The organism is Pseudomonas sp. NFX183 (genome assembly GCF_047943075.1).
Classification (GTDB): Bacteria; Pseudomonadota; Gammaproteobacteria; order Pseudomonadales; family Pseudomonadaceae; genus Aquipseudomonas.
Genome location: NZ_CP181333.1, coordinates 1,919,780 through 1,935,248, shown reverse-complemented (window position 1 = coordinate 1,935,248; position 15,469 = coordinate 1,919,780). Strand labels below are relative to the sequence as shown.

Sequence of the window (15,469 nt, the reverse complement as noted above, 5' to 3'; positions counted from 1 at the left end):
TCTGAAAATGGATGTTCGCCACTTTGCCTTTCTGGCCCGCCAACCTTCTGCTGTCCTGAAGCGCCGGGACGCGTTCCTTGGCCTGCCCAAGCGCGGCCTGGTACTGATTCTGGCCAACGCGCTGTTCTGGCAGCCGTTGCTCGCCCAGGCCGAAGGCATTGTGGTCAGCAATCCGGCCACCAGCGTCGGCCAGGCCGGCAATGGCGTGCCGGTGGTGAACATCGCTGCGCCCAATGGCAGTGGCTTGTCCCATAACCAGTTCAAGGACTACAACGTCGGCCCCAACGGCGTGATCCTCAACAACGCCACCGGCGCGGTGCAGAACACTCAGCTCGGCGGCTACATCGTCGGCAACCCGAACCTCAAGGGCGGCGCCGCCAACGTCATTCTCAACGAAGTCAACGGCGGCAGCCCCAGCCAGCTGCGCGGCTACACCGAAGTGGCGGGCCAGTCGGCCAAGGTTATCGTCGCCAACCCGTACGGCATCACGTGCAGTGGCTGCGGTTTTATCAACACGCCCAACGTGACCCTGACCACCGGCAAACCGGTGATGGACAACGTCGGCCGTTTGGACCACTACCAGGTTGACGGCGGCGCCGTGACCATCGACGGCGAGGGCCTGAACGCCAGCAACGTCGACCGCTTCGAAATCATCACCCGCTCGGCCAAGATCAACGCCCAGATCAACGCACGCGAGCTGGCCGTAATCGCCGGGCGCAACGACGTCGATGCCCAAAGCCTGAAAACCACCGCACGCGCCGACGACGGCAGCGCCAAACCCGAGCTGGCCATCGACTCCAGCGCGCTGGGCGGCATGTACGCCGGCGCGATCAAACTGGTAGGCACCGAAGCCGGCGTGGGCGTGAAGCTCGACGGGACCTTGGCGGCCAGTGGTGGGGATATTCAGCTTGATGCCAATGGGCATTTGAGCATGGCGCAAACCGCCGCGAGCGGCGCGGTCAACGTCAAGGCCGCGAGCCTGGACGCCAAGGGGCCGGTGTACGCCGGCACGGCACTGGACGTGCAAACCCAAGGCGACCTGACCAACCGGCAAAGCCTGGCCGCCCGTGACCGCATTGCGCTGTCCAGCGGCGGCACGTTGACCAATAGCGACATTATCGAAGCTGGCGTCAACACCGATAACACCCGCAACGCAGCGGGCGACGTCAGTCTGCGCGGCAAGACCGTCAACAACACCGGCACCAATGTCATCGCCAGCCGTACGTTGAGCGTCGATGCCCAGACCCTGAACAACCAGGGCGGCACCCTGAGTGCAAAACAGCACACGCAGATTACGGCAGGCACAGTCGACAACCAGAACAAAGGCCGCATTCTGAGCAACGGCGGCCTGGCCCTCACGGCCGATCGCCTGCAGAACACCCAAGGTGGGCTGGTCACCAGCAACGGTCCGCTGACCGCGGTTGTCGGTGAGTTGCATAACCGGGGCGGCGAAGTCTCCAGCCTGGACACCGCAGCGCTGACGGTCACCACCCTCGACAACGTCGCGGGGCTGGTCACGGCGGGTAAGGCGTTGAGCCTTAACGTCGGCAGCCTGAACAACCAGGGCGGTCTGGTCACCAGCCAAGGCTTGGTCAGTGTGGCCGGTAACAGCCTGGACAACCGTGAAAAAGGCTTGGTCGCCGGCGTCGAGGGTGTGCAGGTCACTGTCGCCAACATCGACAACCGCAACGGCGAGCTGTCCAGCCGTGCGGGCGTGCAGGTCACCGGCACGCAACTGGATAACAGCGATGGCGGGCTGGTGATTGCCGGCAGCGGCGCAGGCCTGAATGTCGATCAATTGCTCAACCGCAACCAGGGCCTGATCAGCAGCGAAGGGCTGTTGAGCGTCACGGCGCGCAACGTGGCCAACAACGGCGGTACGCTGTCCAGCGCCGGCCCGCTGACCCTCAACGCCCTTGGCGCGGTAGACAACCAGGGCGGGCGGCTGGTGACTGACGCCCGCCTGATCCTCAACAGCGCGAGTCTCGACAACAGCCAAAAAGGCACCCTGAGCGCACGTCAGGCCGCGCAGATCACCACCGCTGACCTGAACAACCAGCACGGCGGTCAGATCACCAGCGCCGAGGCCCTGACCCTGGACCTCAACCGTGGTCAGCTCAATAACCAGGGCGGACTGATCAACGCGCCGCTGCTGATGCTCAACAACCTCAAGGATGTGCATAACCAGGGCGGCGAGATTTCCAGCAGCCAGGCGTTCACACTCACCGCCGACAACCTGGACAACAGCGGCGGCAAACTGCTGAGCAATACCGCGCTGACCTTGCGCATCGGCCAGGCCCTGGCAAACGTCAAAGGCATGATCGCCGCAGCGTCGGTCGACGCGCACGCCGCCAGCCTCGACAACAGCGGCGGCACACTCACCAGCCGTGGCGACACCGTACTCAACGTTGATGGCCGCCTGACCAATCGCGATCAGGGCCTGCTCAACGCAGGCGCTGCCCTGACACTCAACAGCGCCGAGCTGGATAACCAGAATGGCTCACTGCTGGGCAGCGCAATTGCCCTGGACTTCGGCAACGCCACCGGCGACCTGAACAACACCGGGGGCCTGATCACCACCGCCGGCAATCTGACCATCAACCATCTGCGTGACCTGAGCAACGGCGGTGGCGAACTCTCCAGCGCGCAAACCCTGAACCTCAGCGGTCGCACGTTGAACAACAGCAACGGCAAGCTGATCAGCAATAACCTGCTGCTGCTCAATGCCACAAACCTGATCAACCAGAACGGCTTGATGTCCGGCTGGCAGGGCCTGACCGTCAGCGGTACCAACCTCGATAACCGCAACAACGGCACCTTGTCGAGCCGTTATGGCGACCTTAATGCCACGCTGACCGCCAGCCTGCTCAACAGCGGAGCGGGTGCGCTGGTGAGTCAAAAAGCGCTGTACGTGACCGCCGCCGAGCTGGACAACAGCAACACGGGCGTACTCTCCAGCGCCGCCGGCCAACGTCTCGACGTGGGCGGTTTGCTCAACAACGCCCAGGGCGGCGTGATCGACAGCGGCGCAGCCCTGAACCTGAACGCGCAAAACCTGGACAACAGCGCCGGCAGCATCAGCGGCGGCACCGCCACCACCCTCGACCTGCTCGCGACCCTGACCAACACCAATGGCAAGTTGGCCAGCGGCGGCCCGCTGCTGATCAGCCGTGCCGCGCAGATCAACAACCAGGGCGGCCAGATCGCCAGCCAGGGCCTGTTGACCCTGCTGACCGGCGGCCTGGACAACCGCAACCGTGGCACCCTGGCCGCCAACGACCGCTTGAGCCTCACCGCCAGCGGCCTGGTGCAGAACGGCAACGACGGCTTGATCTACAGCCAGAACGCCGACCTCAGCCTCACGGCCAACCGCGTGGAGAATGGCAAAGGCACCGTGCAAAGCCAGGGCGGCATGTCCGTCGACGTGGCCGACGCGCTGGACAACCAGAGCGGCAAACTGATCGCCCAGGCGGGCGATTTGAGTGTCAACGCCGCCAGCCTCGACAACCGTGGCGGCACCCTTGCCAGCCTCAAGGCCGCACTGCAAACCCGTGTGGTCGGCGTGCTGCGCAACGGTTATGACCTCAACAACAACCGTCAGGGCGGCGTGATGCAGGGGCAAAGCCTCAACCTGCAAGCCGGCAGCGTAGACAACTATGGCGGGCGCATCGCGGCGCAGGGCGGCAACGCACTGGTGACCACCGGCAATTTCGACAACCGCAACGGCGGGCTCTATGCCAAAGGCCTGATGCGCGTGGTCGGGCATGACGTTGATAACAGCGGCGACAACGACGGCCAGATTGCCGGTCAACAAATCGACCTGGACCTGAGCGGCGCACTTAACAACCGCCTGGGCATCATCGAAAGCGAAAGCACCCTCAAGGTGCGCGCTGCCAGCCTCGACAACCAGACCGGGCGCCTGCGTGCCCTGGGCACGGCGGGCACCACCGAATTCGCCATCGGTGGCCTGTTCGACAACCGCAACGGTGTGCTCGAAACCGCCAACAACGACCTGACCCTCAACGCCGGCAGCCTGCAGAACCTGGGCGGCAACGTACTGCACGTGGGCACAGGCAACTTCGGCATTGCCCCCGCCAACCTCAACGACGTGGGCGGCAGCCTGGTCACCCGTGGCGACCTGACCATTAGCCAGGGCCACTGGACCAACAGCAGCGTGATCCAGGCCGGGCAACTGACAGTCAACGTCGACACCCTCGACCAGACCGCCAGCGGCCAACTGCTCGGCGCCCGACGCTTCGTCGGCAGTGGCGCCAATTGGAACACCCAAGGCCTGATCGCCAGCGACGGCACGCTCGACCTGACGTTGAGCGGCGCCCTTAACAGCAGCGGGCGCATCAGCAGCCTGGGCGACCTCAACCTCAGCGCGGCACAGGCCACCCTGAGCGAAACGGCAAGCATCGCCGGCGGCGGCATCACTACCGCCAACATCGCCGGCACGCTCAACAACCGCGGGCGCATCACCGCCGCCACCGACCTGGTGCTTAACGCGGGCGCGATCAACAACTACGCGACCCTGGGCAGTGGCCAGCGACTGACCGCTACCACCGGTGCGTTACTCAACGATCACGGCCTGATCTTCAGCGGCGGCGACATGAGCCTGCGTGTCGACGCGTTGAACAACAGCTACGCCGATCTCTACAGCATGGGCAACCTGAGCGTCGACCGTGACGGCAAGGGCGGCCTGGCCAGCAGCATCCTCAACAGTTCTTCGACGATCCAGAGTGACGGCAACCTCAGCCTGTCCGCCAACTCGATCAAAAACGAACGGGCGGTACTGACCGTCAACGACGCGGGTGTCTATACCGCATCCGCCACCGAAGGCACCTGCATCGAGTACGTCAACGCGGGTGACTGTCATGCCGGTGGCACGGCGCGCAACTACGTGTGGGAGCTGGTGACCCGCGACAAACTGGAAGTGACCGCCGCCAGTGCCGGTTCGAGCATCACCTCGGGCGGTAACATGACGCTGGCGGGCGGTGACTTGCTTAACAGCAGCAGCTCGATTGCGGCCGGCGGCAACTTCACCGCGCGCCTGAACAACCTGGTCAACACCGGCATCGAAACCGGCGAGACCGAGACCTACCGGCTCTTTACATCGGCGCGCACCGAGCACCCAAGCGGCTGGTTCAATGCGGCTCGCGCACTGACCAATAAATACTGGTATCAAAGCCCTGGCTACAATCCCAATGACCTCGGTGGCCTGGAGGCTGCCGTGGCCAACTTCATCGGGATCATGGAGAGCGAGCGCACCCAGTTCGGCAAAGTCACCAAAATCGCCAGTGACGACCAACGTTACGCTGCGGTGATTCAGGCCGCCGGCGCGGTAGACGTCAAGGCGCAAGCCGGTATCGACAACAGCGTGGTGCGCCTGGGCTACAACTACATCGGTGCGGGCGCCAAAACCACCACCGGCGCCACGGGCGCCAGTGGCGCAGCCGGTTACTCGACGCGCGTCACCCTTAACCAGCAACTGCCGCCTGACCTCGCCCAACAGCAGATCAACCCGCTGAGCCTGCCCGGCTTCACCTTGCCCAGCGGGCAGGGCGGGCTGTTCCGCCTCAGTGGCGAAAGCGCCAGCGCGCCGGCCAGTACCGGCCCGCAAGGCTGGACCCTCGGCGGCGGCGGTGTAGACCGCACGCCGGTTACCGGCCCGGTCGTACCCGCCAGCGGCACCTCGGCCGACGGCGTGGTGATCAACCGTGTGCAAGGCCTGCCAGACAGCCAGTTCGTCTCCAATCCACAGAAATACCTGATCGAAACCAACCCGCTGCTGACCAACCTCAGCCAGTTTTTAAGCTCTGATTACATGCTGTCCAAACTGGGCTACGACCCAGACCAGGCCCAAAAGCGCCTGGGTGACGGCCTGTATGAACAACGCCTGATCCAGCAAGCCGTGATCGCGCGCACCGGCCAGCGCTTCATCGATGGCCAGACCAGCGACACGGCGATGTTCAAGTACCTGATGGACAACGCCATTGGCACCCAGCAGGCGCTTAACCTGTCGGTGGGCGTGAGCCTCACCGCCGAGCAAGTCGCGGCCCTGACCCATGACATCGTGTGGATGGAAAACGCCACCGTCGCTGGCCAGCAAGTGCTGGTGCCCGTGCTCTACCTGGCCCAGGCCAACAACCGCCTGGCGCCCAACGGCGCACTCATCACCGGCAACGACCTGAACCTGGTCAGCGGCGCCGACCTCAACAACGTCGGCACCTTGCGCGCCACCAATAACCTGGCTGCCAGCGCCGGGCGCAACATGGTCAACAGCGGCCTCGTGCAAGCCGGCAACCGCCTCGACCTGCTCGCCGGCAACAACCTCACCAACCGCGCCGGCGGCATCATCGCCGGGCGCGACGTCAGCGTCAGCGCAGTGAATGGCGATGTACTCAACGAGCGCACCGTCACCAGCCACCAGAGCAGCAGCGGCTACCGCACCGAACGCACCGACTTCGTCGACAACGCCGCCCGCATCGAAGCCGCCAACACCCTCACCCTGCAAGCCGGGCGCGACGTCAACAGCACCGGCGGCGCCTTCAAAAGCGGCGCCGACCTGGGCGTTCAAGCCGGGCGTGATGTAAACCTGGCCACCGCCGAACAGCGCAATGCCAACACCGTCAGCACCTACATGCGCAGCAGCAGCGCAAACCAGTACGGCACCGTGATCGAAGCCGGGCGCGACTTCCAGGTGGTGGCTGCGCGCGATATCAGCGCCATCGGCAGCCAGTTGAATGCCACGCGTGATCTGGCGCTGGTAGCCAAGGGCAATGTGAACCTGGCGTCGGCGGCGAATGAACAGCATTCGGCGTTTAATTCCAAGAAGGTCACCAGCCAGGAAGACCACGTTCAGCAAGTATCGACCGTGCTCAAGGCTGGCGGTGGCGCCACCCTGAGCGCCGGGCAGAACCTGCAACTGGTGGCCAGCCAAGTGGATGCGGGCAAAGAAGCGTACCTGGTTGCGGGTAACGACCTTGCCCTCAAGGCGGCTGAAAATCAGGACTACAGCTTCTACAGCAAAACCAAGAAGACCTCGTCCGGGAAGAAATTCCGCCTCGATGAGACATCCGCCGTCAACAATGTCGGCAGCCTGGTCAGCGCAGGTACCAACAGCACCGTTGTGGCGGGTGCAAACCTGTTACTGGCCGGGAGTGCCGTCACTGCCGAAAAAGGCGCTGCGCAACTGGTCGCAGGCCAGGACGTCAGCATTCTAGCGGTCACTAACTCCGACAGCGCCCGTCACGAACGCAAAGAAAGTAAAAGCAGTTGGGGTGGGTTCAAGTCGAGCAAGGTTGAATACAAAGTCGACGAGAAACGCACCACTGCCGTGGGCAGTATGGTGTCCGGTGATACGGTCACCGTCGCAAGCGGACGGGACGTCAAAGTCACTGGTTCATCCTTGGTGAGCACGGGTGATCTGGCTGTGCAGGCCGGGCGTGATTTGACTATTGATGCCGCGCAGAACACGTTCTCGCGCACCGACATGCACAAAGAAAAAAATCGCGACCTCACGGGTGTGTTGACTGGCAACAAGCTGGGTCTGGATGACGCCACCGGCAATCAACATTTGTTCATCAATAGCCAGAAACACAACGGCACAGCCAACGAAACGACGTTGACGGGCAGCACCGTCGGGTCCAGCGCCGGCAATGTAAGTCTGGTCGCCGGGCGTGAACTGAAGGTAATTGCCAGTGATCTGGTGAGCACCAAAGATATGTCGCTCAATGGCTCTAATGTCACCATTGCGGCCGGAACAGAAACGGCTAACCAAACGAGTCAGGACAGCTCCAAGAATTTGGCGGTAGGGCGGGTGATCGGTGGTGTAGTGGTCGACACCTACAAGAGTATTCGTAACGATGTGCAGGCCGTTCAAAAGGCCGACGACAGCCGTTTGAAGGCCGTCAAAGGGGCTCAGGCGGCGCTCTCGGTCTACGATGCTTTGGGTGGCGGCAATGAAGCGGCCAACGATTCAGACGGCAAGCCCGCCAACAGCAAAGGGTCGGTGTTCAAGATTGGTACTGAACTCGCGAATACCCGCAAGAAAAGCACCAGCGAGTACAACGCCGAGACGGTGAAGCAATCGACTCTCAACAGTGGCGGTGGCCTGGCGATCGTGGCAACCGGCGATGCACCGGGCACCGCAGGTGACTTGCATGTGATCGGCAGCAGCATCAAAGCCAAAGACACGCTGTTGCAGGCTAAGAACGACGTCATCCTGGAAAGCGCTCAGGACCGTAAGAACTGGGACAACCAGAATAAAAACAACAAGACCAGCATCGGTGTGAGCCTCAGTTTCGGTGAACAGAGCGGCTTCGTGCTGGACCTGGGGGCGCAGATGGCCAAAGGTATGGGAACCGGCCATGAAGTCACCCAAGTCAATAGTACGGTGGAGACGGGTCTTCTCGTCCTCAAGAGTGGCCAGGACACAACACTGGCAGGTTCGCAGGTGCATGCCGACGCTATTAAGGCGCAGGTTGGCGGCAACTTGAACATCGCCTCTCGCCAGGACGAAGCGAGCCAGAAGAACAAGCAAACCAGCGGCGGTGTTGGCGTGAGCATTTGCGTGCCACCTTTCTGCCTTGGCTCCATGGTTTCAGGCTCCGCGAATATCGCCGGCAACAAAATGAACAGCGATTACAACGCGGTGACCCAGCAAACCGGCCTTTATGCCGGCAAGGGTGGCTATGACATCAATGTGGGTAAAAACACCACGCTTCAGGGCGCGGTAATCGCCAGCGAAGCCAGCAACGACAAGAACTACCTGAGTACTGATCGCCTGCTGGTCAGCGATATCAAAAACAACAGTGACATCAAAAGCCAGGCCGCGAGCTTGAGCTATTCCGGCGCGACAGCAGGGTTCACCGATGCGCGCTCGGGCGTGGGTGGCACGATTCCGTTGTTGCTCAAGGAATCCGACAGCAACAAAACCCGCAGCGCCGTCAGCCCGGGAACAATCGAGGTAAGGAACGCGGCCGGGGCCAATGACCTGGTCGGCTTGAACCGTGACACCGCCAACGCCAACAAGCCGCTCGACCGGCCCGACGAAAAGGCCATGCAAGAGCGGATCGACTTGATCCAAAGCTCGGCGCAACTGTCGAGCACCGTGATCAACAAAGTTGCCGAAGCCAAGGCGAACAAAGCCGCAGCATTGAGCAAGCAGGCAGATGATCAGGCCAAGGCGGGCTCACCCGATGCTGAGCAAACCGCACTGGCGGCAAACGCGGCATATCTGGATGCCAAGGGCTGGCAGGTGGGTGGTGACAAACGTGTGATGGCCGATATCGCCACCGGTTTGATCGCAGCAGGGTTAGGCGGAGCGACGGGAACTACAGCCGTAGGGATTGTTGCCAATACGTCCTCCAGTGACATCTTTAAAAAGATAGGCGACTACGCTCAGGCCAGATCCATAGATCCGAAATCTGATGCGGCCACGCGTGCCGCGTGGGCCGAGGGTGGTGCGGCGCGCGTGATGTTGCATGCGTTGGCTGGCGCGGCAATTGGGTTGTCCAGCGGTAGCCCTCAAAGCGGTGCACTAGGTGCAGGTGCATCAGCCGCGTTGATACCGGCGATCACAGATGCTTTGGAAAAAAACCAAATCAAGGGCACGGATCAAGATGCGCTGGCGTCTTTGATTGCGGCGGGTGTGGGCACTGTTGTAGGTGCTGGTAATGGCGTAAACGGTTCGATAGTAGCTGGTGGAACGGCTAATAGTGTTGAAGTATTCAACCGCCGCCTGCACAAGACCCAGGAAGTGCCAATTCTGGAGAAGAAGGCCGAAGAGCTGGAAAAGCGGGGCAAGGCTGAGTCCAGTACACGTTGGATTGATTTGCTGATGATTGCCGCAGGCGGTGCGGTCGATAAAGCTGACGAAGCACGCTTGAATGCACTGGTGCAGCAATCCAAGGGCAAGGACACCGAGTCCGAGCGATTTATGGAGGATTTGAACACTGCCAAGGGAATTGTTGCCCAGTTAGCCGCACAGGAAATTCCGCTGACCTGGAAAGATGGCACGCCCATCATGGTCAAGGGCGAGAAGGTCTACGCCTTTGGTGCTACAGAGAGTCAGAAAAACGACCCGACCCTTTTTAATGCGGCAAATGTTTACGGCCCCGGGGCGGTCTACGATCAATGGCGGCAGTACGGTCAAGAGCAGACGGCTCAGCACCAAAACGAACTATCGGGGTTGTCGACGTATGAGTCGAGTGTTGCGGATGCATCGCAGCGGTTGGCGGATATTGCGATCAAGGGGACTAAAGACGTCACGCCTGAATTCGACATTCTGGCGGCTGTGGTACCGGCGGCACGGGGTGCCAAGACTGTTTTCGAACTTATTTTAGAGAGCATTGCGATTAAGAGGCTTGCATCAGGTGCCGAGTTAAACGGTGCGGCTAAGTCCGGTGAGCTAATTGCGGGCAAAAATTGGGCTGGCGCAGCTGATAACGAAGCTGGGTTAGCCGGGAGACCTCTTACGGTTGTTCCAGGAAGATTTGATAATGAAATTGACTTGGCACTTAAATCAGATGTCACGGGAGAGGTTTTAGAGGGGCAAGTTGGAAGGGCATTGAGCGAAAAAGGAATGCTTTTGGATTATCAAAGCAAATTCAGATCTGGTTTTGTTGATGGGAAGCCTGTGGGGATTGGCGAGATTGACGCTGAAACACCTCGTTTTATCATTGAGGTTGCCAGCAGTCCGAAGCCTGGAAAAATCGAACAGTTACAGAGGTTACAAAATAACACTATGCTTAACCCTGATCGTAAAGAAGTCATACTTTTTGCTCCGAACGTGGTTAAGCCGCAGCAGATCAAAGCTTATGAAAAGGTAGGGGTTAAAGTAATTAATAGCGTCGACGAGTTATTCGAGTATGGAGCCAAAAAAGGGGGGTTATAGCTGTGAGCAACTCAGCATCAATTATATCGGATGTGGCAATTGATGAAGACGCGTTCGCTGATTTTCTCCACGCTATAGGTGGAGTCGTCAGCGCGGGTAAACGTAGTCGTGGAGTATTGATCTGGGGTGAGGCCACTTTGTATGTGTCATTACTCACCTCCGAAAAGTTCATAGGTTTTTATGATGCGCAAGATATTCTCGATTGGGAAACTTTGTTGGGTGCCACACCGAGGACAATGATTGAAATGCAGTTGGGACACTCAAAAGGGTCGATGGAAATGTATTTATGGTTGGCGTACGAGTTTGGTAAAAAATGGAATTGTGTTGTTGATGATATTAATTCTGTGACCATTAACTACTCTGAAATCTGTGACAGGTACACAAGACCGAGCGTGAAATAGGGGCATGAGATAGGGGTCAGACCACGGTTTTGTTTTTTAGAGTTAAGCAGAGTTGCTCTTTAAAAATGTGATTTATTTTTGTAATTATTCCAATCTGTTGGCCTGTTGAAGGGCGGCTAAGCTGTAAGCTCTTATCCAGTTAGGGGTTTATATGGCTCGCCGTCCTAGGGTTTTACTGCCGGATATCCCGTTGCATATTATTCAGCGGGGAAACAATCGGTCTGCGTGTTTTATTTAGATGAAGACTATATTTTTAGAAGAATAGTGGTATGACCCCTATTTTCCCAGAATAAAATGGGGGGCGGTGAAAGCTCCAACTAACTTGGTGTGGGCCTACGGCGATGGAAAAGTAGTAGTTGCTCCGAGATCCCCTTCGAATCCAAATTGCCCGGACTTATCGAAGCAAGGTGAGTTCAAAATTTTTAATCCAGGTAAGCCATAGTGTCTATTTCATTAGTTGTGTGCGAGCGATGCGGCGGTGGTTTGGTAAGTTTTGAGGAAAACAGCGCTAAAGGGCTAAGGTGTTCAGTTTGTGACTGGTCGTTAGTTACTACGAACATGTCTGGTGTTAAGGTTGATGAAGAGATATACGAAGTATTTTGTGTTGGTGATTATAGAAATAAATCACATATAATGGCTGTGTCCGAGGTGTTCGGCTCTAATTTTTTAAAGTCCAGGGATTTACTTCAGCAGGGCATGTTTAGAATTTTTTCTGGAAAGGCTGTAGACGTATTAAGAGTTCGAAAAATTCTTGCTGAAGTTGGAGTTGAGTATATAATTAAACCCGATTTTATCTAGGTTTGATGGCATAGATGCAAAAGAAATACAGGCTGGGGCTGGCAGGAATTGGAATGTTTTGGACGAGATTGCTATCCTTAACGTGGTAACGCAATCCACTCCTATAGCTTGCGGTGCTGCCTGTGGTGAGATGCTGTTGTGTGATATCTGTCATCTTTCCGCCCGAGATGAAAGTGGCCAGTTCCAATTCGCCACCCTCTAAGCACATTGGGGCTACGGTACGAAACATGATGGTGGTGAAATAGGGATCAGGCCACGGGTTTATGTTTTTTTGAGGTCAACAGTGTTAATAGTGGTCTGCCCCCTATTTCCTCTATTTCTCTGGGGAAGTTAAATATATTGATAACACATCTGGGCACTATGAGCCTTCTGGTAGCGCTGCTCAGGCCGCAGCAGAAAAGGCACTCTCTCAAAAGGGGCTTGATGTGGGAGGGAAGTATATAGAAAAGTCTGGGTGCCAGATCCTGGCAATTCCAGAAAAGGTGCTTGGGTGCCGAAATGAGTAACGTAATTAAACAATTTGATATGCTTTGCAATGCGGCTGTGGCCGCTTTTAGCGAAGAGCTAGAGATTTCCTATGAGATGTCTTTGTTGAATATTTTGGAGTTTGTAAAAAAAATCCTGGCTATAGAGAGGATTTTATAGACAGATTTAAAATGATGTTAACGTCTGGAAGCTCACCATTTGAAGCTGTAGCGTTTTGCATGCGTGAGCTTCAGTGGCCTGAAATTAAAGAATTTGTAATTTTAAATATGAATCCTTCGGAGAATCCTCGTAGTGAGGCTCTGCGAAGCACATTAACCGCATATGACGAACTTTGGCCTGATGCGGATCTTTATAGTTACTACCGCATGGATTAGTTGGTGCAAAAGAAACAGGTGCAGGAAAGGCGCCATACTCCTCGACTGCCTCGCCGGATGCTGAGGCTGGCATGCCGTACACCCATCCGGTAAAGGAGGCCGGTGCAAAAGGTATTTCTCCGGTTGTCACCGCAGAGGGAAAAATTGGAGATGCGGCATTTACTGATGTAAACCAAACAGCTCGTCCAGTAGCTCAGGCAAATCCAGATGAGCCAACTCTGATAGCTGATCGAGTAAAGGCCAAAACTGAAGCACCAGGAAAATCTTTGCCGAATGGAAATATGGCTGACGCTCATGCAGAAATTGGCGTCATACAGCAGGCAAATAATGCTGGCAAGACTCAAGGTGCTGATATGGCTATGAGCGTTGCAGGTAAAGATGTATGTGGATTTTGCAAAGGTGATATAGCGGCCGCTGCGGAAAAATCCGGATTGAGTTCTTTGACTATTCAAGCGATAGACGACGTAACTGGGAAATAGGGGTTAGACCACGTTTTTCCGTTTTTCGTTTTTTAGAGTTCAGCAGAGTTGCTCTTTAAAAACATAATTTATTTTGTGACTTTTCTGTTGTTGTCGTCCTCGGAAGAATAGTGGTCTGACCCCTGTTTTTCTCAGGGCGAGCTGTCAGGCTTTATAAGCCCGCATGCGGTTTATAACGAATTAGGTAGCGGCACCGCGCAACGAGCCGAAGCTTACCGGTCTATATTCAATGATCGACTTTCACCTGGGCTGATAGAACAAATTCGATCTTCTACAAACGGAAATTACGTTTTGGGCGATCAGAAGTTTGCGTCCGAGATCGCGCAGGCGTTAGGTAAAAGAGTTTCGCAGGGCGTGTCAGGACGCCCGAAAAGTGTCAGTTAAAAGAATAGAGGAATAGTGGTCTGACCCCTATTCCCCTCAGGGTCTGTCCCCTATTTCCCTCAGCTCAAGGCGCGACGGTGGAGTAGTGCCCGTCGCGATCAGGGCGGCAGATGTTGGTTGAAACGGGCTGGGTTTCCTGGAAGGAGCCGGCGCCGCTGAGTGTTACCAGCTCGATAGAACATTTGGCGGAGTAGAAATTCTGCTTGTGGAATTCGATGCTTGCTTCGTAATCCTTTCCGGCCTCTGGGACGAACTGGATGGTAGGTGGGTAGCAGTAACCGTTTTCGGATTTATACCCGATGTCGACCAGAACTGGCTGGTGGGCGGGGATGACGAATTCGTCGTAGCCCAGCCGGTCGGTTTTCACTGCTTCGGTGTGCGCGGTGGCGGGCATGCCGATCACGCGGTTTTGGTAGTCCTCGGCCTTCATGCCAAGTAGGTCGGCGGTGCGCCAGAGGATGTAGCTTTGTTTGGGATCATGGACGCGAGTAGCAATGCTTCCCTGTAAGCGACCATTTTCTGGATGGTTATAGTAGGCCTCACAGGTTTTGCCGGGGACATAGATGGCGTACTTTTCCGGTGCAGAATAGATGCGGATGCGCGCGCTGGTAGTCGGATCGTACTTGGCCGCTTCAGCTTCGTTACGCAGGTTGGTCTTATCGTAGCTGGTGCACCCTATTAGAAGCAGTGCGCTTGCGGTGAGTGTGAGTAATTTCATCGTGTAACAACCCTCCTTGTCGTTTCTGTAATCAGCATCTATTTGATGCGAAAGACCTCGATCTTACATGTGCGAGTCTTCCGGCCCAATCTCGCAAGAAGGAAAAAGCCGCAGATTTATTTAATCTCGTTGGAGTGATTTTCTTCTCTACCACCCACATACAAAACGGGCGACGTCTAAGCCGCCCGGCTTTCACTCAAGATGGATCGGCATTGAGTCTACGACTGATGACATCCAGCAAATCACACCCATCACGCAGCGGAATAGCCAGCAATTGGGCGAAGTCTTGAAGCACCACGGCATCGCTGCTGAGCTGTTCGCGGAAGGCCAGGTTTTCCAACAGTTGGGTGACGGCGCGAATCCGGTACGCAGCGGCGTCGTGGAGCACGTCGAGGGGCGCACAGGTGTCGATGAGCAGAGCGGGGACGGTACTGTCGTGACCCGTTAGGGGCATGTATTGGTTCATGGTGAAACCTCGGTCAGTAGAGTGAAGCAGTCACCTATCGTCGCCAAACGAATGGGTGACAGCTGTACGCAGGTTGGCGAACCGGGACCGAGTTCCGGCAGACCCGAAGGTCTCCCGCGCACAGCTGCCATAAAGCAGCGATGCGGGTACGGAAGCCCCTGCAAGCAAGCAGAAAGCTTTCGCATACGGTCAACGGATCGCCAAATCCGATCGCCCTTGTTGGGCGACGGGCCGGACTATAAGCCCCGCACCCAAACCCACGCAAGGCATCAACGCCCTGACTCAAACCCCTGCGTCCTATCCCCAACTCCCACCGACGCCAACGCTTCCCGCCGTCTGCTCACGGGTATTACGCAAATCCCCAGTCGTTTCGGGAAGCGTCCTACCGCAAAAGGAACCATTTCCCTCAAGCCCGGGTCTTTACCCCGCCCACCCGCAACCGGTCGGGCTGCATGGACTGCAG

6 protein-coding genes are annotated in these 15,469 nt (G+C 57.4%); 4 read left to right on the top strand and 2 right to left on the bottom strand.

Features of this window, described 5'->3' with window-relative positions:
* Window positions 1-7: 7 nt before the first annotated feature.
* The 4 genes from ACM530_RS08985 (at window position 8) to ACM530_RS08970 (ending at window position 13,438) form a co-directional block, all read left to right on the top strand.
* Window positions 8-10,900, top strand: a complete 10,893-nt coding sequence (locus tag ACM530_RS08985) for a hemagglutinin repeat-containing protein (RefSeq protein WP_416364626.1) — start codon at window positions 8-10, stop codon at window positions 10,898-10,900.
* Window positions 10,901-10,902: 2 nt separating this feature from the next.
* The gene (locus ACM530_RS08980) at window positions 10,903-11,301 is read left to right on the top strand and encodes a hypothetical protein (protein ID WP_416364625.1); all 399 of its coding nucleotides are present in this window, start codon (window positions 10,903-10,905) and stop codon (window positions 11,299-11,301) included.
* A gap of 441 nt (window positions 11,302-11,742) precedes the next feature.
* The gene (locus ACM530_RS08975) at window positions 11,743-12,099 is read left to right on the top strand and encodes a hypothetical protein (RefSeq protein ID WP_416364624.1); all 357 of its coding nucleotides are present in this window, start codon (window positions 11,743-11,745) and stop codon (window positions 12,097-12,099) included.
* A 931-nt stretch (window positions 12,100-13,030) separates the two neighbouring features.
* Window positions 13,031-13,438: a hypothetical protein gene (locus ACM530_RS08970; protein WP_416364623.1), complete on the top strand. Its 408-nt coding sequence runs from the start codon at window positions 13,031-13,033 to the stop codon at window positions 13,436-13,438.
* 448 nt (window positions 13,439-13,886) lie between these two features.
* Here the strand turns inward: ACM530_RS08970 and ACM530_RS08965 are convergent, their stop codons facing one another.
* Together ACM530_RS08965 and ACM530_RS08960 are read right to left on the bottom strand one after the other, a co-directional pair.
* Window positions 13,887-14,540: a hypothetical protein gene (locus ACM530_RS08965; protein WP_416364622.1), complete on the bottom strand. Its 654-nt coding sequence runs from the start codon at window positions 14,538-14,540 to the stop codon at window positions 13,887-13,889.
* A 196-nt stretch (window positions 14,541-14,736) separates the two neighbouring features.
* Window positions 14,737-14,994, bottom strand: a complete 258-nt coding sequence (locus ACM530_RS08960; RefSeq protein ID WP_416364621.1) for a hypothetical protein — start codon at window positions 14,992-14,994, stop codon at window positions 14,737-14,739.
* Window positions 14,995-15,469 lie beyond the last annotated feature (475 nt).

Excerpts from the sequence above, each read along its gene's own strand:
- ACM530_RS08985 (WP_416364626.1), top strand. The coding sequence starts at position 8 with ATGGATGTTCGCCACTTTGCCTTTCTGGCCCGCCAACCTTCTGCTGTC.
- ACM530_RS08965 (WP_416364622.1), bottom strand. The coding sequence starts at position 14,540 with ATGAAATTACTCACACTCACCGCAAGCGCACTGCTTCTAATAGGGTGC.
- ACM530_RS08960 (WP_416364621.1), bottom strand. The coding sequence starts at position 14,994 with ATGCCCCTAACGGGTCACGACAGTACCGTCCCCGCTCTGCTCATCGAC.
- ACM530_RS08970 (WP_416364623.1), top strand. The coding sequence starts at position 13,031 with ATGCCGTACACCCATCCGGTAAAGGAGGCCGGTGCAAAAGGTATTTCT.